Source organism: Pseudomonas sp. HN11, assembly GCF_021390155.1.
Classification (GTDB): domain Bacteria; phylum Pseudomonadota; class Gammaproteobacteria; order Pseudomonadales; family Pseudomonadaceae; genus Aquipseudomonas.
Genome location: NZ_CP089985.1, coordinates 1,021,471 through 1,044,899 on the forward strand (window position 1 = coordinate 1,021,471; position 23,429 = coordinate 1,044,899).

At 60.5% G+C, this 23,429-nt stretch carries 20 protein-coding genes; 16 read left to right on the forward strand and 4 right to left on the reverse strand.

Going from position 1 to position 23,429, the window contains the following annotated elements; all coding sequences use genetic code 11:
* The first annotated feature begins 287 nt into the window (after positions 1-287).
* From mraZ to lpxC, 16 genes are all read left to right on the forward strand, one after another.
* Positions 288-743, forward strand: coding sequence for a division/cell wall cluster transcriptional repressor MraZ (gene mraZ / locus LVW35_RS04635; protein WP_004371993.1), 456 nt, complete (start codon positions 288-290; stop codon positions 741-743).
* Positions 740-1,687, forward strand: coding sequence for a 16S rRNA (cytosine(1402)-N(4))-methyltransferase RsmH (rsmH, locus tag LVW35_RS04640; RefSeq protein ID WP_442799600.1), 948 nt, complete (start codon positions 740-742; stop codon positions 1,685-1,687). Before mraZ ends, rsmH begins: the two co-directional genes overlap by 4 nt.
* Complete coding sequence (gene ftsL / locus LVW35_RS04645; protein ID WP_003216203.1) at positions 1,684-1,977, forward strand: cell division protein FtsL; 294 nt, start codon at positions 1,684-1,686, stop codon at positions 1,975-1,977. Before rsmH ends, ftsL begins: the two co-directional genes overlap by 4 nt.
* On the forward strand, positions 1,977-3,719 hold the full coding sequence (locus tag LVW35_RS04650) for a peptidoglycan D,D-transpeptidase FtsI family protein (RefSeq protein ID WP_233896404.1): 1,743 nt from the start codon (positions 1,977-1,979) through the stop codon (positions 3,717-3,719). Before ftsL ends, LVW35_RS04650 begins: the two co-directional genes overlap by 1 nt.
* A complete protein-coding gene (locus LVW35_RS04655) occupies positions 3,719-5,182 on the forward strand; it encodes a UDP-N-acetylmuramoyl-L-alanyl-D-glutamate--2,6-diaminopimelate ligase (RefSeq protein ID WP_233893950.1) in 1,464 nt (487 codons plus the stop codon). The genes LVW35_RS04650 and LVW35_RS04655 overlap by 1 nt, the downstream gene beginning before the upstream one ends.
* Positions 5,175-6,545 carry a UDP-N-acetylmuramoyl-tripeptide--D-alanyl-D-alanine ligase gene (locus LVW35_RS04660; protein ID WP_233893952.1) on the forward strand — a complete coding sequence of 457 codons (1,371 nt, stop codon included), beginning with the start codon at positions 5,175-5,177 and terminating at the stop codon, positions 6,543-6,545. Before LVW35_RS04655 ends, LVW35_RS04660 begins: the two co-directional genes overlap by 8 nt.
* On the forward strand, positions 6,545-7,627 hold the full coding sequence (gene mraY / locus LVW35_RS04665; protein ID WP_233893953.1) for a phospho-N-acetylmuramoyl-pentapeptide-transferase: 1,083 nt from the start codon (positions 6,545-6,547) through the stop codon (positions 7,625-7,627). The genes LVW35_RS04660 and mraY overlap by 1 nt, the downstream gene beginning before the upstream one ends.
* Positions 7,628-7,633: 6 nt before the next feature.
* Positions 7,634-8,980 (forward strand): UDP-N-acetylmuramoyl-L-alanine--D-glutamate ligase, encoded by a 1,347-nt coding sequence (gene murD, locus LVW35_RS04670; RefSeq protein WP_233893954.1) that lies wholly within the window; start codon positions 7,634-7,636, stop codon positions 8,978-8,980.
* Positions 8,977-10,200 carry a putative lipid II flippase FtsW gene (gene ftsW, locus LVW35_RS04675; RefSeq protein WP_058422954.1) on the forward strand — a complete coding sequence of 408 codons (1,224 nt, stop codon included), beginning with the start codon at positions 8,977-8,979 and terminating at the stop codon, positions 10,198-10,200. Before murD ends, ftsW begins: the two co-directional genes overlap by 4 nt.
* Positions 10,190-11,260 carry an undecaprenyldiphospho-muramoylpentapeptide beta-N-acetylglucosaminyltransferase gene (gene murG, locus LVW35_RS04680; RefSeq protein ID WP_233893955.1) on the forward strand — a complete coding sequence of 357 codons (1,071 nt, stop codon included), beginning with the start codon at positions 10,190-10,192 and terminating at the stop codon, positions 11,258-11,260. Before ftsW ends, murG begins: the two co-directional genes overlap by 11 nt.
* A complete protein-coding gene (gene murC, locus LVW35_RS04685; protein WP_020301253.1) occupies positions 11,253-12,698 on the forward strand; it encodes a UDP-N-acetylmuramate--L-alanine ligase in 1,446 nt (481 codons plus the stop codon). The genes murG and murC overlap by 8 nt, the downstream gene beginning before the upstream one ends.
* Positions 12,695-13,651, forward strand: coding sequence for a D-alanine--D-alanine ligase (locus LVW35_RS04690; protein WP_233893956.1), 957 nt, complete (start codon positions 12,695-12,697; stop codon positions 13,649-13,651). Before murC ends, LVW35_RS04690 begins: the two co-directional genes overlap by 4 nt.
* Positions 13,652-13,655: 4 nt before the next feature.
* Entirely contained in the window at positions 13,656-14,525 is an 870-nt protein-coding gene (locus LVW35_RS04695) for a cell division protein FtsQ/DivIB (protein ID WP_233893957.1), read from the forward strand.
* A 15-nt stretch (positions 14,526-14,540) separates the two neighbouring features.
* The gene (gene ftsA / locus LVW35_RS04700; protein WP_233893958.1) at positions 14,541-15,803 is read left to right on the forward strand and encodes a cell division protein FtsA; all 1,263 of its coding nucleotides are present in this window, start codon (positions 14,541-14,543) and stop codon (positions 15,801-15,803) included.
* 130 nt (positions 15,804-15,933) lie between these two features.
* Complete coding sequence (gene ftsZ, locus LVW35_RS04705) at positions 15,934-17,139, forward strand: cell division protein FtsZ (protein ID WP_016974964.1); 1,206 nt, start codon at positions 15,934-15,936, stop codon at positions 17,137-17,139.
* A 112-nt stretch (positions 17,140-17,251) separates the two neighbouring features.
* Entirely contained in the window at positions 17,252-18,163 is a 912-nt protein-coding gene (gene lpxC, locus LVW35_RS04710; RefSeq protein WP_003171886.1) for a UDP-3-O-acyl-N-acetylglucosamine deacetylase, read from the forward strand.
* Between the two features lie 53 nt (positions 18,164-18,216).
* Here lpxC and LVW35_RS04715 read toward each other — a convergent pair whose 3' ends face one another.
* The 4 genes from LVW35_RS04715 to LVW35_RS04730 form a co-directional block, all read right to left on the reverse strand.
* A complete protein-coding gene (locus tag LVW35_RS04715; protein WP_233893959.1) occupies positions 18,217-19,713 on the reverse strand; it encodes a sensor domain-containing diguanylate cyclase in 1,497 nt (498 codons plus the stop codon).
* Positions 19,714-19,798: 85 nt separating this feature from the next.
* Positions 19,799-21,121: an OprD family porin gene (locus LVW35_RS04720; protein ID WP_233893960.1), complete on the reverse strand. Its 1,323-nt coding sequence runs from the start codon at positions 21,119-21,121 to the stop codon at positions 19,799-19,801.
* 265 nt (positions 21,122-21,386) lie between these two features.
* On the reverse strand, positions 21,387-22,751 hold the full coding sequence (locus tag LVW35_RS04725) for a heavy metal sensor histidine kinase (protein WP_233893961.1): 1,365 nt from the start codon (positions 22,749-22,751) through the stop codon (positions 21,387-21,389).
* Positions 22,741-23,418, reverse strand: coding sequence for a heavy metal response regulator transcription factor (locus tag LVW35_RS04730; protein ID WP_233893962.1), 678 nt, complete (start codon positions 23,416-23,418; stop codon positions 22,741-22,743). The genes LVW35_RS04725 and LVW35_RS04730 overlap by 11 nt, the downstream gene beginning before the upstream one ends.
* Positions 23,419-23,429: the final 11 nt, after the last annotated feature.

Here is a 23,429-nt window from a genome sequence, read left to right on the forward strand (position 1 = left end):
CATTGGCAGATGCATCTTCGTAATACCAAAAAAATCTTACTCTTAATAAATCACTTTAACTTCGAGCTATAGCTCTTTGAGCTGTCTGCGCTTGTTTAGCCAAAAACATCGTCGAACTCTGGTTTCTCCTCCTTTTGCGCTCCTAAATCTCCGTTCTGTAAGGCTTTTCCTTGAATCCGCGCCTTGACGGTGTGGTGGGCGCATTCCTATAGTGTGCGCAAGTGGCGGAAAGTGGCACAAAGTGGGTTTTTTGAACGTAAAACGCTAAAATTTGGAGAAACGCATCTGTGTTTCGCGGAGCTAACGCTATCAGTCTCGATGCAAAAGGCCGTCTCGCCATGCCGAGCCGGTATCGTGACGAGCTCATTTCGCGAAGTTCCGGACAATTGATCATCACGATCGACGCCGTTGACCCTTGTTTATGCGTGTACCCGCTCGATGAGTGGGAGTTGATCGAAACCAAGTTGCGCGCCCTGCCTTCATTGCGTGAAGAAAACCGTCGCCTGCAGCGTTTGCTGATTGGTAATGCCGTCGACCTCGAGTTGGATGGCAGCGGTCGTTTCCTGGTGCCTCCGCGTCTGCGCGAGTACGCCAGGCTGGACAAGCGCGCAATGCTGGTTGGCCAACTGAACAAGTTCCAATTGTGGGACGAAGATGCCTGGGATGCTGTTTCTGCAGCTGACCTGGCTGCTATTCAACAACCGGGCGCCATGCCTGATGAACTGCGTGATTTGATCCTGTGACTATTGATAGCGGCTTTAACCACATCACCGTACTGCTTGACGAAGCCGTTGAGGCTCTCGCCGTACGCGCGGATGGCTGCTATCTGGATGGCACCTTCGGCAGAGGCGGGCATAGCCGGTTGATACTCAGCCAGCTCGGGCCCGACGGCAAACTTCTCGGGTTCGACAAGGACCCTCAAGCGATTGCCACCGGGCAAGCGCTAGCGGCCGAAGACGGCCGCTTTGTCGTTGTGCAGCGCAGCTTTGCCGAACTGGGTGCCGAAGTCGCCGAGCGCGGCATGGCGGGCAAGGTGGCCGGGGTTTTGCTCGACCTGGGCGTGTCTTCGCCACAGCTCGACGACCCGGAGCGCGGCTTCAGTTTCATGAATGATGGCCCGCTCGATATGCGCATGGACCCGACGCGGGGCATCAGCGCAGCGGAGTTCATCGCCACCGCGCCGGTGGAAGAAATTGCCCGTGTGTTCAAGGAATACGGTGAAGAACGCTTCGCCGGCCGCATGGCCCGCGCCGTGGTCGAGCGCCGTGAAATCCAGCCGTTCGAGCGCACTGCCGATCTGGCCGAAGTACTGAAAGTCGCCAACCCTGCCTGGGAAAAGGGCAAGAACCCGGCGACCCGTGCATTTCAGGGCCTGCGTATTCACGTCAACAACGAATTGGGCGACCTGGAGGCCGGCCTTGAGGCTGCCCTTGAGGCGTTGGAAGTGGGCGGTCGCCTGGTGGTGATCAGCTTCCACTCCCTGGAAGATCGTATCGTCAAGCTGTTCATGCGTCGCCTGGTCAAGGGCGAGTCCGACAACCTGCCGCGCAACCTGCCGGTACGTTTCGAAGCTTTTGTGCCGAAAATCAAAATCCATGGCAAAGCGCAGTTCGCTTCCGAAACCGAACTCAAGGCCAACCCACGTTCCCGTAGCGCCGTCATGCGCGTCGCGGAGAAGTTGCGGTGAGCAAGCTTTTCGCCAAGCCCCTCCCGGGCGGCAGCTTCTTTATGTTGCTGCTGTTTGTCGGCGTGCTGGTTTCCGCGATTGCGGTGTCTTACAGCGCGCACTACAACCGTCAACTGCTCAATACCCTGTATGGGGAATTGAGTGTGCGTGACAAAGCGCAAGCGGAGTGGGGCCGGCTGATCCTGGAACAAAGCACCTGGACGGCCCATAGCCGTATCGAAGTGCTGGCCACCGAACAGCTGAAAATGCACATTCCTGGCGCGGCTGAAGTTCGCATGGTGGCGCCATGATGAAACTCGAGGGCGCACTCTACCCATGGCGCTTCCGCCTGATGCTCGGCTTGCTGGCATTGATGGTCGGTGCGATCGCCTGGCGGATCATCGATCTGCAAGTGGTCGACCGTGACTTCCTGATCGGCCAAGGCGATGCCCGCAGCCTGCGGCATATCCCGATTCCTGCGCACCGTGGTCTGATTACCGACCGTAATGGCGAGCCCCTGGCCGTCAGTACGCCGGTGACCACCCTGTGGGCCAACGCCAAGGAATTGCAGGTCGCCAAAGACAAGTGGCCGGAACTGGCGGCCGCCCTGGGCCAGGACCCGAAAGCCTTGGCCGAGCGCCTGGAAGCCCAGGCCAACAAAGAATTCATCTACCTGGTTCGCGGGCTTACCCCGGAACAAGGCCAGCAAGTGCTCGACCTTAAGATTCCCGGTGTCTATGGCATCGAGGAATTTCGTCGTTTCTACCCCGCCGGTGAAACCACCGCGCATATGGTCGGCTTTACCGACATTGATGACCATGGTCGTGAGGGCGTGGAACTCGCCTACGATGAATGGCTCGCCGGGGTCCCCGGCAAACGACAAGTCATCAAGGATCGGCGCGGCAGACTGATCAAGGATGTCCAAGTCACCAAAAACGCCAAGGCCGGTAAGCCCTTGGCGTTGTCGATTGACCTGCGCCTGCAATACCTGGCCAACCGCGAGCTGCGTAACGCGATCATCGAGAACGGCGCCAAAGCTGGCAGCCTGGTGATCATGGACGTGAAGACCGGCGAGATCCTCGCCATGGTCAACCAGCCGACCTACAACCCGAACAACCGTCGCAACCTGCAACCGGCAATGATGCGTAACCGCGCCATGATCGACGTGTTCGAGCCGGGTTCGACCATGAAAGCCATCTCGATGAGCGCCGCCCTCGAAACCGGACGCTGGAAGCCCAGCGACAAGGTCGAGGTGTATCCAGGCACTTTGCAGTTGGGCAAGTACACCATTCGTGACGTGTCTCGTACCGAAGGTCCAGTGTTGGATCTGACAGGTATCCTGATCAACTCCAGTAACGTGGGCATGAGTAAGGTCGCCTTCGATATCGGCGGCGAAACCATCTACCACCTGGCGCAAAAAATCGGCCTTGGGCAACCTACCGGCCTGGACTTCCCAGGCGAGCGCGTGGGCAACCTGCCGAACTATCGCGACTGGAAAAAAGCCGAGACCGCCACGCTTTCCTACGGTTACGGCCTGTCGGTGACGGCGATCCAACTGGCCCACGCTTTCTCTGTATTGGCGAATAATGGCCGGATGGTTCCGCTGAGTCTGATCCACGTCGACGAAGCCCCGAAAGCCACACAGGTGATCCCGGAAAACGTCGCCAAGACCATGCAAGGCATGCTGCAACAAGTGATCGAAGCACCGCGCGGCGTATTCCGTGCCCAGGTGCCGGCGTATCACGTGGCCGGCAAGTCGGGTACTGCGCGTAAAACCTCGGTGGGTACCAAGGGCTACGCCGAAAACTCCTACCGTTCGCTCTTCGCCGGTTTCGGCCCGATGAGTGATCCACGCTACGCCATCGTCGTGGTGATCGACGAGCCGAGCAAAGCCGGTTACTTCGGTGGCCTGGTCTCGGCCCCGGTGTTCAGCAAAGTGATGTCCGGCACCCTGCGTCTGATGAACATCACGCCGGACAATCTGCCGCCGACCCAACAAGCGAATGCCGGACCACCAACCGCTGCGGTAAAAGCCAATGGAGGGCGCGGCTGATGTCTCTTAGCCTGAACAAGATTTTTGCCCATGCCGGTCGCGATCTGCTGATTCGCGAGTTGAGCCTGGACAGCCGTAATGTGCGCGCCGGTGACCTGTTCCTGGCAGTGCCTGGCGGCAAATTCGATGGGCGTGCACACATCGCCGATGCGTTGCAGCGCGGTGCGGCCGCCGTGGCTTACGAAGTGGAAGGCGCCACCGTGCTGCCGATCACTGACGTGCCATTGATTCCGGTCAAAGGTTTGGCCAAGCAACTTTCTGACATCGCTGGGCGTTTTTACGGCGAGCCAAGTCGACACGTCAATCTGGTCGGCGTCACCGGCACCAACGGCAAGACCAGCGTGACCCAATTGATCGCCCAGGCACTTGACCTGCTGGGTCAACATTGCGGCATCGTCGGCACCTTGGGCACCGGTTTTTATGGCGCGCTGCAAAGCGGCCTGCACACCACACCGAACCCTATCGCCGTGCAAGCGACCCTGGCCGACCTGAAAAAGGCCGGCGCCAAGGCGGTTGCCATGGAAGTGTCGTCCCACGGTTTACACCAAGGCCGCGTTGCTGCGCTGGCGTTTGATGTGGTGGTGATGACCAACCTGTCCCGCGATCACCTCGACTACCACGGCACCATGGAAGCCTACGCTGCCGAGAAGGCCAAGCTGTTTGCCTGGAACGACCTCAAGTGCCGCGTGGTAAACCTGGATGACGCCTTCGGCCGCCAACTGGCTGCCGAAGACCGCGAGTCGCGCCTGATCAGCTACAGCCTGGAAGACGCCAGCGCGTACCTGTATTGCCGCGAAGCCCAATTCAATGACGAAGGTGTGCGCGCCACACTGGTGACGCCGCAGGGTGAACATCATTTGCGCAGCAGCCTGCTCGGCCGTTTCAACCTGAGCAACACCCTGGCCGCCATCGGCGCATTGCTCGGCCTGGATTACGCCCTCGACGAAATCCTGCGCGTACTGCCAAAGCTGGAAGGCCCGGTCGGGCGCATGCAGCGCCTGGGTGGCGGCAAGCAGCCGTTGGTAGTGGTCGATTACGCCCACACGCCGGATGCCCTGGAAAAAGTGCTGGTCGCCCTGCGACCGCATGCCAAGGGCAAACTGCTGTGCTTGTTCGGGTGTGGTGGTGATCGCGATCGCGGCAAACGTCCGCTGATGGCCGAGATTGTCGAGCGTCTGGCCGATGGCGTGCTCGTCACCGACGACAACCCTCGCAGCGAAGACCCGAGCCAGATTTTCGACGACATCCGTGTCGGCTTCAAAGACGCGTCCAAGGCCACTTTTGTTGCCGGTCGCGGTGCAGCCATCGCCCAATTGATCGCCAGCGCCGGTGCTGACGATGTGGTGGTGCTGGCCGGTAAAGGTCACGAGGACTATCAGGAAATCAACGGCGAGCGGCATGCCTTCTCCGATCTGGTCGAGGCTGACCATGCCTTGACTGCCTGGGAGGTCGCCCATGCTTAAAGCGATGACATTCAGCGAACTGATCCAGGCCCTGGCGGCCCGTGTGCTGTCGAGCGATTGCAGTTTCGACGGCGTGAGTATCGACAGCCGTGCCATCAAGCCGGGGCAATTGTTTGTCGCCCTGGCTGGCCCGCGCTTCGATGGTCACGACTACCTGAATGACGTCGCCGCCAAAGGTGCCGTGGGTGCCTTGGTGCAGCGCGAAGTGCCTGATTCAACGTTGCCGCAATTGCTGGTCGCCGACACCCGTGTGGCGCTGGGCCAACTGGGTGCGCTGAACCGTGCTGCCTTCGATAAGCCTGTTGCAGCCGTCACCGGCTCCAGCGGCAAGACCACGGTCAAGGAACTGCTGGCCGGTGTGCTGCGCACGCGCGGCCCGGTCCTCGCCACCCGTGGCAACCTGAACAATGATTTCGGCGCGCCGCTGACCCTGCTTGAACTGACCCCGGAACACACGGCGGCCGTGATCGAACTGGGCGCGTCCCGCGTCGGCGAAATCGCCTACACCGTGGCGCTGACCAAGCCCCACGTGGCGATCATCAATAACGCCGGTACCGCCCACGTCGGCGAGTTCGGCGGCCCGGAAAAAATCGTCGAAGCCAAGGGTGAAATCCTCGAAGGCCTGGATGCATCGGGCACCGCTGTACTGAATCTTGACGACAAGGCCTTCGAAACCTGGCGTGTACGTGCCGCCGGTCGCAAGGTCCTGACGTTTGCCGTGCTCAATGCCGCGGCTGATTTCCATGCCTCCAACATTACCGTTGATGCGCGTGGTTGCCCGTCCTTTACCTTGCACACCCCGCAAGGCAGCGAACACGTGCAACTGAATCTGCTGGGCAACCATAACGTCGCCAATGCCCTGGCCGCCGCTGCAGCCGCCTACGCACTGGGCGTGTCGCTGTTCGGTATCGCTACAGGTTTGGGCGCGGTGCAGCCGGTCAAAGGGCGCACCGTGGCGCAGCTGGCCAGCAATGGCATGCGCGTGATCGACGACACCTATAACGCCAACCAGTCCTCCATCTGCGCTGCCATCGACCTGCTCAAAAGCTTCGACGGCCGCAAGGTGCTGGTGCTGGGTGATATCGCAGAACTGGGCGAATGGGCCGAACAGTCCCACCGTGAAGTCGGCGCTTATGCTGCCGGCAAAGTCGACGCGTTTTACGCCGTCGGCCCGCACATGGCACACGCCGTCAGCGTGTTCGGCCCTGGTGCGCGCCATTTCGCGACCCAGGCCGAGCTGATTCAAGCGCTGGCCGCCACTGAACATGACAAACACACAACCATTTTGATCAAGGGATCGCGCAGCGCGGTGATGGAAAACGTCGTCGCGGCCTTGTGTGGCTCAAGTACGGAGAAACATTAATGCTGCTGCTGCTGGCTGAGTATCTGCAACAGTTCCACAAAGGCTTCGCGGTCTTTCAGTACCTGACCCTGCGCGGGATTTTGGGTGTGCTGACCGCGTTGTGTTTGTCGCTGTTCCTGGGGCCGTGGATGATCCGCACCCTGCAGAACCTGCAAATTGGTCAATCGGTTCGTAATGACGGCCCGCAGTCGCACCTGTCCAAATCCGGCACCCCGACCATGGGCGGCGCACTGATCCTGTCGTCCATCGGCATCAGCACCTTGCTGTGGGCTGATCTGCACAACCGCTACGTGTGGACGGTGTTGTTGGTGACCTTGCTCTTCGGCGCCATCGGCTGGGTAGACGATTACCGCAAAGTGATCGAAAAGAACTCCAAAGGGTTGCCAAGCCGCTGGAAGTATTTCTGGCAGTCGGTGTTTGGCCTGGGCGCAGCGGTGTTCCTGTTCATGACCGCGCCAAGTGCGGTCGAAACCACCCTGATCATTCCGATGCTCAAGGATGCCAGCATTCCCCTGGGCGTCGGTTTCGTGGTGCTGACCTACTTTGTGATCGTTGGCTCCAGCAACGCGGTCAACCTCACTGACGGCCTCGATGGCCTGGCGATCATGCCGACAGTGATGGTGGGCGGGGCGCTCGGCATCTTCTGCTATCTGTCGGGTAACGTGAAATTCGCTGAATACCTGCTGATCCCATATGTACCGGGCGCGGGTGAACTGATTGTGTTCTGCGGCGCCCTGATCGGTGCCGGCCTGGGCTTCCTGTGGTTCAACACCTACCCCGCACAAGTCTTTATGGGCGACGTCGGCGCACTGGCGCTGGGCGCAGCCCTCGGCACCATCGCCGTGATTGTCCGCCAGGAAATCGTGCTGTTCATCATGGGCGGTGTGTTCGTGATGGAAACCCTGTCGGTGGTCATCCAGGTGGCGTCCTTCAAGTTGACCGGGCGTCGTGTGTTCCGCATGGCGCCGATTCACCACCACTTTGAACTCAAGGGCTGGCCCGAGCCACGTGTGATCGTCCGCTTCTGGATCATCACCGTGATTCTGGTGCTGATCGGCCTTGCCACCCTGAAACTGAGGTAGAAACGAGTGTCCCTGATCGCTTCAGACCACTTCCGCATCGTTGTCGGCCTCGGCAAGAGCGGCATGTCCCTGGTTCGCTTCCTGGCGAACCGGGGCAAGCCGTTTGCCGTGGCCGACACGCGGGAAAATCCACCGGAGCTGGTCACGCTGCGCCGTGACTACCCGCACGTGGAAGTGCGTTGTGGCGAGTTGGATGTCGAGTTTCTGTGCCGTGCCGACGAGCTCTACGTGAGCCCCGGCCTGGCTATCGCGACACCTGCCCTGCAAGCCGCCGCTGCCCGTGGCGTGAAGCTGTCCGGCGATATCGACCTGTTCGCGCGCAACGCGCAGGCGCCGATCGTGGCCATCAGCGGTTCCAATGCGAAAAGCACCGTGACCACCCTGGTCGGCGAGATGGCCGCTGCGGCCGGCAAGCGCGTGGCCGTGGGCGGCAACCTCGGCACTCCGGCGCTGGACCTGCTCAGCGACGACGTCGAGTTGTACGTGATGGAGCTGTCGAGCTTCCAGCTGGAAACCACCCACGACCTCGGGGCCGAAGTGGCCACCGTGTTGAACGTCAGTGAAGACCACATGGACCGCTACAGCGGCCTGCCGGCTTACCATTTGGCCAAGCACCGGATCTTCCGTGGCGCCAAGCAAGTGGTGGTCAACCGTCAGGATGCTTTGAGCCGTCCACTGATGGGCGAAGGTCTGCCGTGCTGGACCTTTGGCCTGGGCAAACCCGACTTCAAAGCTTTCGGCATTCGCGAAGAGAACGGCGAGAAATACTTGGCCTTCGAATTCCAGAACCTGATGCCGGTGCGCGAACTGAAAATCCGTGGCGCCCATAACCAGTCCAACGCACTGGCGGCCTTGGCGCTGGGGCATGCCGTTGGCCTGCCGTTCGATGCCATGTTGTCGGCCCTGCGTACCTTTGGCGGCCTCGAACATCGCTGCCAGTGGGTGCGCGACCTCGATGGCGTCAGCTATTACAACGATTCCAAGGCTACCAACGTTGGTGCGGCCCTGGCGGCCATCGAGGGCCTTGGTGCCGATATCGAAGGCAAGCTGGTGCTGATCGCCGGCGGCGACGGCAAAGGTGCCGACTTCAAGGACCTCAAGGGCCCGGTCGCCGAGCATTGCCGCGCCGTGGTGTTGATGGGCCGCGACTCCGATTTGATCGCCGCCGCCCTGGGTGATGCGGTGCCGCAAGTGCGCGCCACCTCCCTGGACGATGCCATCGCTCACTGCAAAGCCCTGGCCCAGCCGAGCGACGCAGTACTGCTGTCGCCGGCGTGTGCCAGTTTCGACATGTTCAAGAACTACGAAGAGCGCGGCCAGCTGTTCGCCCGCGCCGTGGAGGCCTTGGCATGAGTATCAACTTCCGGAACATCATCAAGCCGTACCCGTCGCCGATCATTACCGGGCGCGGTATCGACCTCGATTTCCCGATGCTCGCCGGTTGTCTGGCACTGTTGGGCCTGGGTCTGGTGATGATCACCTCGGCTTCGTCCGAAGTGGCCGCCGTGCAGTCGGGCAACACCCTGTACATGATGATCCGTCACTTGGTGTACCTGGTGATCGGCCTCGGCGCGTGCATCGTCACCATGATGATCCCTATCGCCACTTGGCAACGCCTGGGTTGGCTGATGCTGATCGGTGCGTTCGGCTTGCTGATCATGGTGATCCTGCCCGGCATCGGCCGCGAGGTGAACGGTTCGATGCGCTGGATCGGCTTCGGTGCGTTTAACGTGCAGCCTTCGGAAATCGCCAAGGTGTTCGTGGTGATCTACCTCGCCGGCTACCTGGTGCGTCGTCAGAAAGAAGTGCGCGAAAGCTGGATGGGCTTCTTCAAGCCGTTCATCGTGCTGCTGCCGATGGCTGGCCTGTTGCTGATGGAACCTGACTTCGGTGCCACCGTTGTAATGATGGGCGCGGCGGCGGCGATGCTGTTCCTCGGCGGTGTGGGTTTGTTCCGCTTCACCTTGATGGTGGTGCTGGCCGTGGCGGCCGTGACCGTCCTGGTACAGGCGCAACCCTACCGGATGGCGCGTCTGATCACCTTTACCGACCCCTGGTCCGATCAGTTTGGTTCCGGTTACCAGTTGACCCAGGCGCTGATTGCCTTCGGTCGCGGCGAGTGGCTGGGCGTGGGCCTGGGCAACAGTGTGCAGAAACAATTCTACCTGCCGGAAGCGCACACCGACTTCGTGTTCTCGGTACTCGCCGAAGAGCTCGGCGTGGTGGGTTCGTTGTGCACTGTCGCGCTGTTCGTGTTCGTGTGTGTGCGCGGCATGTACATCGGCTTGTGGGCCGAGAAGGCCAAACAGTATTTCGCCGCTTATGTGGCGTACGGCTTGTCGTTCCTGTGGATCGGCCAGTTTCTGATCAACATCGGTGTAAACGTCGGCCTGCTGCCGACCAAGGGCCTGACCTTACCGTTCCTCAGCTATGGCGGCAGTTCGCTGGTAATTTGCTGTGCGTGCCTGGGGTTGTTGCTGCGCATCGAGTGGGAGAGTCGAACCCACCTGGGCAGCGAAGAGATGGAGTTCAGCGAAAGCGACTTCGCCGAGGAGCCGACCCATGGGCGCTAACGTGCTGATCATGGCGGGCGGCACCGGGGGCCATGTGTTCCCGGCCCTGGCGTGCGCGCGGGAATTCCAGAACCGTGGCTACACCGTGCACTGGCTGGGTACGCCGCGCGGCATTGAAAACGAACTGGTGCCGAATGCCGGTTTGCCTTTGCACCTGATCAACGTTACGGGTTTGCGTGGCAAGAGCAAGTTGTCCTTGCTCAAGGCGCCGTTCGTGTTGCTCAAGGCGGTATGGCAGGCGCGCAAGGTTATTCGCGAATTGAAGCCGGTGTGTGTACTCGGTTTTGGCGGGTATGTGACCGGTCCTGGTGGCGTCGCCGCCAAACTTGCCGGTGTGCCGGTGATCGTGCACGAGCAGAACGCCGTCGCTGGCACCGCCAACCGTCTGTTGGTGCCGTTGGCGGCGCGGGTGTGCGAGGCCTTCCCGAAGACTTTTGGCGTCTCGGACAAGCTGCGCACTACCGGCAACCCGGTGCGCACCGAACTGTTCATGGACATCGCCCGTGAAGCATTGGAAGGGCGCAAGCCGCACTTGCTGGTCATGGGCGGGAGCCTGGGCTCCGAGCCGTTGAACAAACTGCTGCCGGAAGCCCTGGCGCAACTCCCCGTGGAATTACGCCCGGAGGTCTTCCATCAGGCCGGCAAACATCACGGTGAAGTCACCGCCACGCGTTATCGCGAAGCCGGTGTTGAGGCGAACGTACAGCCCTTCATCAAAGACATGGCCCACGCCTATGGCTGGGCCGACCTGGTGGTCTGCCGCTCCGGTGCGCTGACCGTCAGTGAACTGGCTGCCGCCGGTCTGCCGTCCTTGCTGGTGCCTTTGCCCCACGCGATCGACGATCACCAGACCCGCAATGCCGAATATTTGGCCGGGGAGGGCGCTGCCTTCCTGCTGCCGCAAAGAACGACTGGCGCCGCCGACTTGGCCGCACGCCTGACCGAGGTTTTGATGCAACCGGAACGACTCAATAGCATGGCGAGCACCGCAAGCCGCCTGGCCAAACCTGACGCAACCCGCACCGTGGTCGATATCTGCCTGGAGGTGGCCCATGGTTGAAAATCAGAAAGCCATGCCGCAACCCGAGATGCGCCGCATCCGTCGCATTCATTTCGTCGGTATCGGCGGCGTGGGCATGTGCGGCATCGCCGAAGTGTTGCTGAACCTGGGCTACCAGGTGTCCGGCTCAGACTTGAAAGAGTCGCCGGTCACCGAGCGCCTGAAGTCCTTCGGTGCGCAGATCTTTATCGGCCACCGTGCCGAGAACGCCGCCGAGGCCGATGTGCTGGTGGTGTCCAGCGCCGTGAACACCTCCAACCCGGAAGTGGCCACTGCCCTTGAGCGCCGTATTCCCGTGGTCCCGCGCGCCGAGATGCTGGCCGAGCTGATGCGCTACCGCCACGGCATCGCTGTCGCCGGTACCCATGGCAAGACCACCACCACCAGCCTGATCGCTTCGGTGTTCGCCGCCGGTGGCCTGGACCCTACCTTCGTCATCGGTGGCCGCCTGAATGCAGCCGGCACCAATGCCCAGCTCGGCACCAGCCGCTACCTGATCGCCGAAGCCGATGAAAGCGATGCAAGCTTCCTGCACTTGCAACCGCTGGTCGCCGTCGTCACCAACATCGACGAAGACCACATGGCCACCTACGACGGTGACTTCAACAAACTGAAGAAAACCTTCGTCGACTTCCTGCACAACCTGCCGTTCTACGGTCTGGCGGTGGTGTGCCTGGACGATCCTGTGGTGCGTGAAATCCTGCCGCAGGTCAAGCGTCCGACCGTGACTTACGGCTTCAGCGAAGACGCCGACGTGCGTGCGATCAATGTGCGCCAGGAAGGCATGCAAACCTTTTTCACCGTGCTGCGTCCCGACCGCGAGCCACTGGATGTCTCGGTAAACATGCCGGGCAACCACAACGTACTCAACTCCCTGGCGACCATCTGCATCGCCACCGACGAGGGCGTCAGCGATGAAGCCATCGTCGAAGGCCTGTCGCGCTTTGCCGGCGTAGGCCGTCGCTTCCAGGTCTACGGCCAGTTGCCGGTAGAAGGCGGTGACGTGATGCTGGTGGACGACTACGGTCACCACCCGACTGAAGTCGCGGCCGTGATCAAAGCCGTGCGCGGTGGCTGGCCGGAGCGCCGACTGGTGATGGTGTACCAGCCGCACCGCTACAGCCGTACCCGGGACCTCTATGACGATTTCGTCAATGTATTGGCCGATGCCAACGTGCTGTTGCTGATGGAGGTGTACCCGGCCGGTGAAGAACCGATCCCTGGGGCCGACAGCCGCAAGCTGTGCAACAGCATCCGTCAGCGTGGCCAGTTGGACCCGATCTACATCGAACGCGGTGTGGACCTGGCCCCTATCGTCAAGCCGCTGCTGCGTGCCGGCGACATTTTGCTGTGCCAGGGGGCCGGTGATATCGGTGGTCTTGCGCCTAAGTTGCTGGCGAGCCCGCTGTTTGCCGCCGCGAAGGGGAAGTCGAAATGATCAACGACTACGGCTCCCTCTTTTCCAAAATCGCACCGGCTGACTTCGGCCGTGTAGCCGTACTGTTCGGCGGCAAAAGCGCTGAACGCGAAGTGTCGCTCAAGTCCGGCAACGCCGTGCTCGAAGCCCTGCAAAGCGCTGGTGTGAACGCCTTCGGCATCGACGTGGGCGACGATTTCCTCGCCCGCCTGCTGGCCGAAAAAATCGACCGTGCCTTCGTTATCCTTCACGGCCGTGGCGGTGAAGATGGCAGCATGCAAGGCCTGCTCGAATGCGCCGGCATCCCCTACACCGGCAGCGGCATCCTCGCGTCGGCACTGGCGATGGACAAATTGCGCACCAAGCAGGTGTGGCACAGCCTGGGCATTCCAACCCCGCGTCACACTGTGCTGTGCAGCGAAGACGATTGTATTTCTGCTGCCAAGGAACTGGGCCTGCCTTTGATCGTCAAACCTGCCCATGAAGGCTCCAGTATCGGCATGGCTAAAGTGAACTCGGCCGCCGAATTGATCGACGCATGGAAAGCGGCAAGTACCTACGATTCGCAAGTGTTGGTGGAACAGTGGATCCAGGGTCCCGAGTACACCATCGCCACCCTGCGTGGCCAGGTATTGCCGCCTATCGCATTGGGCACGCCCCACACCTTTTACGACTACGACGCCAAGTATCTGGCTTCCGATACCCAGTACCGGATCCCGTGTGGCCTTGACGCAAGCAAAGAACAGGAATTGATGGACCTCACGGCAAAAGCCTGTGAGGCGCTGGGTATCGCCGGTTGGGCACGGGCAGACGTGATGCAGGACGACCAAGGGAATTTCTGGTTCCTGGAAGTCAACACCGCTCCGGGCATGACCGACCACAGCCTGGTACCTATGGCAGCCCGTGCGGCAGGTCTGGACTTCCAGCAGTTGGTGCTGGCGATCCTGGCCGACAGCATTGAGCCAAGAGGCTAAGGACATGAAAGGCGCATCGCTTCGTCATCAGCCCCCACAAGTACCGAGCCGCAAGCCGGTGCCCCGGGGTGCCAGCCGAATGGTGGCTAAAGAGCCGATGTCGGCGCGCCTGCCGAAAGCCAACTTTGGTTTCCTCAAGGCGCTGTACTGGCCGGTGTTGCTGGTGGTGCTGGGCTTCGGAACCTACGAGGGCGCACAGCGTCTGTTGCCGTATGCCGACCGGCCGATCACCAGGATCAGCGTGCAGGGCGACTTGAGCTACATCAGCCAGCAAGCGGTACAGCAGCGCATCAGCCCTTACCTGGCGGCGAGCTTCTTTACCATCGACCTGGCCGGTATGCGCTCGGAGCTGGAACAGATGCCGTGGATCGCCCACGCCGAAGTCCGCCGCGTATGGCCGGACCAGGTGACGATCCGTCTGGAAGAACAGCTGCCCGTGGCCCGTTGGGGCGACGAAGCGCTGTTGAATAACCAGGGCCAGGCGTTTACCCCGCGTGAGCTGGCGAACTACGAGCACCTGCCGCAGCTGTTCGGGCCGCAGCGGGCACAGCAACAAGTGATGCAGCAGTACCAGGCCTTGAGCCAGATGCTGCGTCCCATGGGCTTCTCCATTGCACGCCTGGAACTGCGTGAACGGGGCAGCTGGTTTTTGACGACCGGGGCAGGCAGTTCCGGCCCGGGCATCCAGTTGTTGCTGGGACGCGACCGCTTGGTGGAAAAGATGCGCCGCTTCATTGCCATCTATGACAAGACCTTGAAAGAACAGATTACGAACATTGCGAGCGTCGACCTGCGTTACGCCAACGGCCTTGCCGTCGGCTGGCGTGAACCGGCTGCGCCCACGGCAGCGCAACCCGCTGTCGCGAAGAATTAAGAAGAGGCAGGACCCATGGCAAACGTGCAAAGCGGCAAAATGATCGTCGGTCTCGATATCGGCACCTCCAAAGTGGTGGCGCTGGTGGGCGAGGTCGGGGAAGACGGCGTCATCGAAATCGTCGGTATTGGCACGCATCCGTCCCGGGGCCTGAAGAAGGGCGTGGTGGTGAACATCGAGTCCACCGTGCAATCGATCCAGCGCGCCATCGAAGAAGCGCAGCTGATGGCCGGTTGCCGGATCCACTCGGCTTTCGTCGGCGTGGCGGGCAACCATATCCGCAGCCTGAACTCCCACGGCATCGTGGCGATCCGCGACCGCGAAGTCAGCTCCGCCGACCTTGAGCGCGTCCTCGACGCCGCCCAGGCCGTGGCGATCCCTGCTGACCAGCGCGTGCTGCACACGCTGCCGCAGGACTACGTGATCGACAACCAGGAAGGCGTTCGCGAGCCGCTGGGCATGTCCGGCGTACGTCTGGAAGCCAAGGTTCACGTAGTGACCTGCGCCGTCAACGCCGCACAGAACATTGAAAAATGCGTGCGCCGCTGCGGCCTGGAAATCGACGACATCATTCTTGAGCAGTTGGCCTCGGCCTACTCGGTACTGACCGACGACGAAAAAGAACTGGGCGTGTGCCTGGTCGACATCGGCGGCGGCACCACTGACATCGCGATCTTCACCGAGGGTGCGATCCGTCACACCGCCGTGATCCCGATTGCCGGTGACCAGGTGACCAACGACATCGCCATGGCGCTGCGTACGCCGACCCAGTACGCCGAAGAAATCAAGATCCGCTACGCCTGTGCCCTGGCCAAGCTGGCGGGCGCCGGCGAGACCATCAAGGTGCCGAGCGTGGGCGATCGTCCACCGCGTGAACTGTCGCGTCAGGCCTTGGCCGAAGTGGTCGAGCCGCGCTACGACGAACTGTTCACCCTGATCCAGGCTGAACTGCGTCGCAGCGGTTACGAAGATCTGATCCCGGCCGGCATCGTGCTGACCGGTGGCACCTCGAAGATGGAAGGCGCGGTCGAGTTGGCCGAGGAAATCTTTCACATGCCGGTCCGCCTGGGCGTGCCCCATGGCGTCAAAGGCCTGGGCGACGTAGTGCGCAACCCTATTTACTCCACCGGTGTGGGCTTGCTGTTGTACGGGCTGCAAAAGCAGACCGATGGCATTTCCCTGTCGGGCCCGAGCAACCGTGACAGCTACCGCAGCGACGACGAGGTGAAAGCGCCGTTGTTCGAGCGGTTGCAGGCATGGGTAAAAGGGAACTTCTAACGAAGTTAGCTTCAAGCGACAAGTTAAAGCTTCAAGTAACACGCTCCAAGCTTGCAGCTCTTAGCTTGCAACTTGGAGCTGCTCCAAAGCAGTAGGCGAAAAAACTAGAGAAAATGAAAGGAGAGGGAACATGTTCGAACTCGTAGACAACATCCCCGCAAGCCCGGTCATCAAAGTGATCGGTGTCGGCGGTGGCGGCGGCAACGCTGTCAACCATATGGTCAAGAGCAACATTGAAGGCGTTGAATTCATCTGCGCCAACACTGATGCCCAGGCGCTGAAAAGCATCGGCGCGCGGACCATCCTGCAATTGGGCACCGCGGTGACCAAGGGCCTCGGCGCTGGCGCCAATCCGGAAGTCGGTCGTCAAGCCGCACTGGAAGACCGCGAGCGTATTGCCGAAGTGCTGCAAGGCACCAACATGGTGTTCATCACCACCGGCATGGGCGGTGGTACCGGTACCGGTGCTGCGCCGATCATTGCCGAAGTGGCCAAGGAAATGGGCATTCTGACGGTCGCAGTCGTGACCCGTCCGTTCCCGTTCGAAGGCCGCAAGCGTATGCAGATCGCCGACGAAGGTATCCGCCTGCTGTCTGAAAGCGTCGACTCGTTGATCACTATTCCCAACGAGAAGCTGCTGACCATCCTGGGCAAGGACGCAAGCCTGCTGTCCGCATTCGCCAAGGCTGACGATGTACTGGCCGGTGCCGTTCGCGGTATCTCCGACATCATCAAGCGCCCAGGCATGATCAACGTCGACTTTGCCGACGTGCGCACCGTGATGAGCGAAATGGGCATGGCGATGATGGGCACTGGCTGCGCCAGCGGTCCGAACCGTGCGCGTGAAGCCACTGAAGCGGCCATCCGCAACCCGTTGCTCGAAGACGTGAACCTGCAAGGTGCACGCGGCATCCTGGTGAACATCACCGCCGGTCCTGACCTGTCCCTGGGTGAGTACTCCGACGTGGGTAGCATCATCGAAGCCTTCGCATCCGAGCACGCGATGGTCAAAGTCGGCACCGTGATCGATCCGGACATGCGCGACGAGCTGCATGTAACCGTGGTTGCCACCGGCCTGGGTGCAAAAATCGAGAAGCCTGTGAAGGTGATCGACAACACCCTGCACAACGCCCAAGCCAGCCACGCGAGCCAAGCGGCTGCTGCTCCAGCGCCTTCGCGCCAGGAACTGCCGTCGGTGAACTACCGTGATCTGGACCGTCCGACCGTGATGCGCAACCAGGCCCAGGCCGGTGCTGCGGCGTCCCGTAGCCCGAATCCGCAAGATGATCTGGACTACCTGGACATCCCGGCATTCCTGCGTCGTCAGGCCGATTGATGGAATGTATCAGGGCTATGAAGGTGATTGGTGTTCAGCAAAGGTCTGGTCTGCTATTATCGCCAGCCTTTGTTGATACCAGTTCGCAATTTGCGCTCAAGCGGTCCAAGCCATGATTAAACAACGCACCCTGAAGAATATTATCCGTGCCACAGGTGTAGGTCTGCACTCCGGGGAGAAGGTGTACCTGACCCTCAAACCTGCACCTGTCGACACCGGCATCGTGTTTGTTCGTGCCGACCTGGACCCTGTGGTGCAGATTCCTGCTCGCGCGGAAAACGTTGGCGAAACCACGATGTCGACCACATTGGTCAACGGTGACGTCAAGGTGGACACGGTGGAGCACTTGCTCTCGGCCATGGCCGGTTTGGGCATCGATAACGCCTACGTCGAGCTCTCCGCGTCCGAAGTCCCGATCATGGATGGCAGCGCTGGACCCTTCGTATTCTTGATTCAATCTGCCGGCCTGGAAGAACAGGACGCAGCCAAGAAGTTCATTCGTATTCTGCGGGAAGTGACAGTAGAAGACGGCGACAAGCGCGCCACCTTCGTCCCGTTTGAAGGCTTTAAAGTGAGCTTTGAGATCGATTTCGATCACCCGGTATTCCGTGACCGCACCCAAAGTGCAAGCGTGGATTTTTCCAGCACTTCGTTCGTAAAAGAAGTCAGCCGCGCCCGTACCTTTGGTTTCATGAGTGACATCGAGTACCTGCGCAAGCATAACCTCGCACTCGGCGGTAGCGTTGAAAACGCCATCGTGGTCGACGCGGATGGTGTACTGAACGAAGATGGCCTTCGCTATGAAGACGAATTCGTGAAGCACAAGATCCTCGATGCAATCGGTGACCTCTACCTGCTGGGCAATAGCCTGATAGGCGAGTTCAAAGGCTTCAAGTCGGGCCACGCCCTTAACAACCAGCTGCTGCGCAAGTTGATTGAGCAGACAGACGCCTGGGAAGTCGTGACCTTCGAAGATGCCAGCACCGCACCGATCTCTTACATGCGTCCCGTTGCGGCGGTGTAAGTAACAACTCTCTTTTCTTTAGTTTTGAAAGGCTGCCTTCGGGTGGCCTTTTTTTATGCCTGGTTCCTGGCATCCACAATCCGATTACGCCCCGTATGCTTGGCCTCATACAACGCCTGATCGGCGCTCAACAGCAGCGCCTCCAGCGACTGGCGGCTGCGCTTGTCCCATGTGCTCATGCCAATGCTCACCGTAATCGGCTGGTCATCGCCCGCCACCTTGGGCAAGTGCTCGATACCGCTGCGGATATGCTCGGCAATCACCCAGGCGCCCTTGGCGTCGGTCATCGGCAGCACCACCGCGAATTCTTCACCGCCATACCTCGCCGCCAGGTCGGCAGGGCGGCGGATGTTGCTGCTGATCACCTGAGCCACGGTGCGCAATGCCTCATCCCCGCCTTGATGGCCGTGACGGTCGTTAAAGGCCTTGAAGTGGTCCACGTCGATCATCAATACCGTCATGGGGTCGGTGGAGCGCTGAGCGCGGTCCCACTCCAGGCGCAGGCGTTCATCCAGAACGCGTCGGTTCGCCAGGCCTGTCAACGCATCGGTGGCCGCCAGTTCTGACAGTACCCGTTCGGCGCGACGCCGTCGCCGCAGTTCCCGGCGCAGCATCCAAGTCAGCCACAACAAACCGATACAGAGCACGCCGGTGGCGCTTCCGGTCAGCAGTGCCGCACGTTTCCAAGGGGCAAATACGTCGTCGCTGGACAGCGCCACCACTACGATCAGTGGCAGTTCACCCACATTGGTAAAGGTATACAGACGTTCCTTGCCGCTGATAGCAGAGATTGCCTGAAAGCTGCCGCTTCCGTCGTGCAGTATTCGCTTGAAGTTGGGTCGATCACTCAGGTCCTTATCGATCATGTCGCTTTCAAGCAGGGGCTGCTGGGCCAGGAGAATGCCTTTCTTGTTCAGCAGGTTCACGCTGCTGCTGTTGCCGATCGTCAAGGTGCTGAAGAGCTGGTCGAAATATGCCAGGCGCATGGTGGCGACAGCCACGCCGGCAAACTCACCCTTGGGCCCCGACATACGCCGACTGAATGCCATGCGCCAGACCTGATCGCACTCGCAATGGATCTTGAACGGTCGACTGATAAACAAGCCGGCATTGGCGTCCTTGGCATGCACTTGGAAATAATCGCGGTTGGCAAAATTGCGTGATGTGGGGCGTAACGTGGACGAATCCGCCACGACTGCACCTTTGGCATCCAGAAGCAGCACTTCGCCTTTGAACGGAGCGGCCGTGGATAAATCAAACCGCACCAAATGCTGGATATTTTCTGCAACCTGGGACAGGTCTTCGCGTTGCGTGGCCGCAATCAATCCATTGAGTGCCAGGTCGTACAGCTCGACGTTGCGCAGTACATCGGCATTGATCAGTTGGGCAATGTTGGTTGTAGACCGCTTGGCCGCCTCGAGCGTGCTGGCGTGTTCGCGGATCAACAGCGCCGCCACGATGATCACAATCAGGGCAACGGTGAGTCCACTGCCCAGGATAAGTAATAACTCAGGATGTGCAGGGGAAGTACGAACGGGGCGTGGACTCATCGGGCAGACTTCAGCGGTGAGGATGCTGGCAGTTTAGTTCTACCCGATGAAAATTAAATACCGGGTTAAAAAGAAAGATCGCTGCTTAAAACACGTTGATCGGATAGTCGACGATCACCCGGTACTCATCCACGTCCCGATCCACCGCCGAGTAGCCTTTGCTGCCACGGTTGACCGCCCATTGCAGGCGCACCGCCAGGTCTTTGGCTTTGCCGCCCTGTACCACGTATTTCAGGTCAATGTCCCGTTCCCAGTGCTTGGCGTCCTTGCCGTCGGCGCTGTACCAGGCGCTGTAGCCTCGGCTTTGCGGGTCGACTTTGGTCAGGTCGGTTTTGCCGCTGATGTAGGACACGGCCGAGGTCAGGCCAGGCAGGCCCAGGCCGCCGAAGTCATAGGCGTACTTGAGTTTCCACGAACGCTCGTTGGGGCCGTTGAAGTCCGAATATTGCTGGGAGTTATCCAGGTACACGCTATCGCCTTGGGCGATGTAGTCGAACGGTGTGTTGCCGTTGACCCGCTGGTACGCGGCGGTGACGCTGTGATGGCCAACGTCCACGGTGAAGTGCAGGCTGTAGGTGTTGTTGTCGATATCGCCGAGCAGCGATTGCCCAGTGTCCTGGGTGTGGTAGTAGTGCAGACCGGGGTTGAGACTGACGCTCTCGTTCACCACATAGGTGTAGTCCAGGTCGTAGTAGTACTGGTTCCACACATCCTTGAGCTCGGAGGCGTAGAGGTTACTGGTCAGCCCATCAATGCCGCTGAGCGACGCACCGACCCAGTTCATGTGCCGGCTGTCCGCGTTATTCGGCAGAGCGCCGTAGCTGGTGCCAATGCGCCGATTGCCACTCTGGTTGTAGAGCTTGGTGAAGCTGGCCTGGCCGCCTTCGAACATCCAGCCGTCGAGACTGTGGTTGGCCAGGCTCACACCGCGGAAAGTCTGCGGCAGCATGCGAGTCGCGCCGCCGGCGATCACCGGGTTATTGAGGAACAGGTCGCCGGCTTTGAGTTCGGTATCGAATGCGCGCACCTTCACGGTGCCACCCGCCGTCGAGAACGAGCCCGGCGCTTTGCCGTTGCCACTGCCGTACGGAAGGATGCTGGAGCCATCGGTGCCGCCACCGCCATCCAGTTTCAGGCCGAGCATGGCGTGGGCGTCCAGGCCGAAACCGACGGTGCCCTGGGTGTAGCCGGACTCGAAGGTGCCGATGAAACCCTGGCCCCATTCCTTGCTGTCATCAGTGTGAAGGTCGCGACGGTCGCGGTTCATGTAGTAGTTGCGGGTGTTGATATTGAGGTGGGCACCTTCGACGAAACCGTCGGCGGAGGTGGAGTCTGCCGCTTGGGCAAGAGGGGTAATCGTTGCGGTAATCGCGAGGAATAACGGGGTGAACGTCAGCGAGTTCTTCACCGGTGGAGCTCCTTTGGGCAAACGGAAACGGGCCAATGTCGTTGAGTGTGCCTGGCCTTTTTTATGGCAAAAAAAAGCCGCTGAAGTCAGCGGCTTTAAGACAGATTCCCAGTGTAGAGCCCTGGAAATAAGTCGAGGGAAATTCGGGTAAGCGGAGACTGCCTTTGCCGTCGCGCTCATCGATGCGTCAAATTAACGCAGGCGAGCGGTACGGTACAGAGTGTAACAAGATAATGACTGTTACCCAAATCGCAACAGTCGTGCCTTAGACCGGTAAGGTAATGCCAAAGGTGTTATCACCGCCCTCGCTGCGCACGAAGACGTCGCCGCCGTGCATCAGGGCTATCGCCTTGACGATGGCCAGCCCCAGGCCGTGGTTGGCCCCACTGTTGCTGCGCGAAGCGTCTACCCGATAGAAGCGTTCGAACAGGCGCGGCAGATGTTTGCTGGCAATCGCGTCACCCGGGTTGGTTACGCCGATTGTCACCTGGTGGTCCAGCAGCTCGATGCTCACAACGATGACCTGACCCGGCGCTGTGTGTTGTACCGCGTTGCTCAGCAGATTGATCAGTGCGCGGCGCAGATGGGCTTTTTCGATCTGCACCGTGGCATCGCCCCGTACCTGCACCTCGACTTGTGCGTCTTCAAGGATGAAGTCCAGGTAGTCGAGGGTGGTTGCCACTTCATCGGCCAGGGAACTTTCGATCAACTTGGTGGCCTTGCTGCCCTGGTCGGCGCTGGCGAGGAACAGCATGTCGTTGATGATCGAACGCAGGCGCTCCAGTTCTTCAAGATTCGATTGCAGCACCTCGAAGTAATGCTCGGCGGAGCGTCCGCGGGTCAAGGCGACTTGGGTCTGGCCGATCAGGTTGGTCAAGGGCGAGCGCAGTTCATGGGCCACGTCTGCGTTGAACGACTCCAAGCGAGAATAGGCCTGTTCGACGCGGTCCAGCGTGGCGTTGAACGAGTTGACGAATTGGCTCAACTCCGGCGGCAGCGGCGACAGTTGCAGGCGTCCGGAGAGCTTGGGTGGTGCAAGTTTCTGCGCTTCATCCGAGAGCTTGCCCAACGGTTTTAGACCGATACGTGCGACCCAGAAACCCAGTAACGAAGCAAGTACCACACCGACCAATGCGAGACTGACCAGCGCAACCAGCAGGTGGTGCTGGGTGGCCCGGAAGTTTTCGGTGTCGATGGCGATCATGAAGCGCAGCGGCGGGCGTTGATCCTTGGCCGGGAACTGACTCACCAGCACCTTGAGCGGGTACTCGCGCCCCGGCAGACGCAGGTCGCGCTTGCCCGTCGGCCCTTCGGCGAAGGCGCGGATCTGCGCATCGGGGTTGCCGTATTCGTAGTTCGGATCACTGCTCACTACCCAGAAGCGGATGCGTTTGTCCTCCTCGCCCAACAACTTGAGCTTGGCCTGCATCTTCACCCAATGGTCCGGCGTGCCGAAGCGGTTCACCGAAGACTCCAACACGCTGTAACGCGCATCCAGCTCGGCACCCGGCAACAAGCCCAGGCTGCGGTCCACCTGCTGATACAACGCGCCACCGATCAACACGAAGATCAGCAGCGCCACCAACGTGAACATGCCGCTCAGGCGTAGGGCGATGGAGTTAGCTGACACTTCGGCTCTCCAGCACATACCCCATGCCACGGATGGTGTGCAGCAGTTTCTGTTCGAACGGCCCATCGAGCTTGGCGCGCAGGCGCTTGATGGCCACTTCCACCACATTGGCGTCGCTGTCGAAATTGATGTCCCAGACCATTTCCGCTATCGCGGTCTTGGACAGGATTTCGCCCTGGCGCCGCGCCAACACGCTCAGCAGCGAGAACTCCTTGGCGGTCAGGTCCAGGCGCAGGCCGTTGCGACTGGCCTTGCGGCTGATCAGGTCGATCCACAAGTCGGCGACTGTGACCTGCACCGGCTCGTGCCCGCCACTGCGGCGAGTCAGCGCTTGCAGGCGCGCCACCAGTTCCAGGAAGGAAAACGGCTTGCCCAGGTAATCATCGGCGCCTTCGCGCAGACCGCGAATGCGGTCTTCCACGCGTTCGCGAGCGGTGAGCATGATCACCGGCGTCTGTTTGCGCGCACGCAAGGCGCGCAATACGCCAAAGCCGTCGAGGCCGGGCAGCATCACGTCGAGCACGATCACTGCGTAGTCATTCTCCAGCGACAGGTGCAAGCCTTCTACCCCTTCGCGGGCCACATCGACGGTGTAGCCCTGTTCCGTCAGACCGCGGTGCAGGTAGTCCGCGGTTTTTTCTTCATCTTCAATAATCAGGACGCGCATGAGCCTTTTTG

What these genes read in the sequence shown, in the direction of transcription:
- mraY (WP_233893953.1), top strand. Translation starts at nt 6,545, where the DNA reads ATGCTGCTGCTGCTGGCTGAGTATCTGCAACAGTTCCACAAAGGCTTC.
- lpxC (WP_003171886.1), top strand. Translation starts at nt 17,252, where the DNA reads ATGATTAAACAACGCACCCTGAAGAATATTATCCGTGCCACAGGTGTA.
- LVW35_RS04690 (WP_233893956.1), top strand. Translation starts at nt 12,695, where the DNA reads ATGATCAACGACTACGGCTCCCTCTTTTCCAAAATCGCACCGGCTGAC.
- ftsA (WP_233893958.1), top strand. Translation starts at nt 14,541, where the DNA reads ATGGCAAACGTGCAAAGCGGCAAAATGATCGTCGGTCTCGATATCGGC.
- LVW35_RS04655 (WP_233893950.1), top strand. Translation starts at nt 3,719, where the DNA reads ATGTCTCTTAGCCTGAACAAGATTTTTGCCCATGCCGGTCGCGATCTG.
- LVW35_RS04730 (WP_233893962.1), bottom strand. Translation starts at nt 23,418, where the DNA reads ATGCGCGTCCTGATTATTGAAGATGAAGAAAAAACCGCGGACTACCTG.
- LVW35_RS04660 (WP_233893952.1), top strand. Translation starts at nt 5,175, where the DNA reads ATGCTTAAAGCGATGACATTCAGCGAACTGATCCAGGCCCTGGCGGCC.
- LVW35_RS04715 (WP_233893959.1), bottom strand. Translation starts at nt 19,713, where the DNA reads ATGAGTCCACGCCCCGTTCGTACTTCCCCTGCACATCCTGAGTTATTA.
- ftsW (WP_058422954.1), top strand. Translation starts at nt 8,977, where the DNA reads ATGAGTATCAACTTCCGGAACATCATCAAGCCGTACCCGTCGCCGATC.
- LVW35_RS04650 (WP_233896404.1), top strand. Translation starts at nt 1,977, where the DNA reads ATGAAACTCGAGGGCGCACTCTACCCATGGCGCTTCCGCCTGATGCTC.
- LVW35_RS04695 (WP_233893957.1), top strand. Translation starts at nt 13,656, where the DNA reads ATGAAAGGCGCATCGCTTCGTCATCAGCCCCCACAAGTACCGAGCCGC.
- murC (WP_020301253.1), top strand. Translation starts at nt 11,253, where the DNA reads ATGGTTGAAAATCAGAAAGCCATGCCGCAACCCGAGATGCGCCGCATC.
- murG (WP_233893955.1), top strand. Translation starts at nt 10,190, where the DNA reads ATGGGCGCTAACGTGCTGATCATGGCGGGCGGCACCGGGGGCCATGTG.
- ftsZ (WP_016974964.1), top strand. Translation starts at nt 15,934, where the DNA reads ATGTTCGAACTCGTAGACAACATCCCCGCAAGCCCGGTCATCAAAGTG.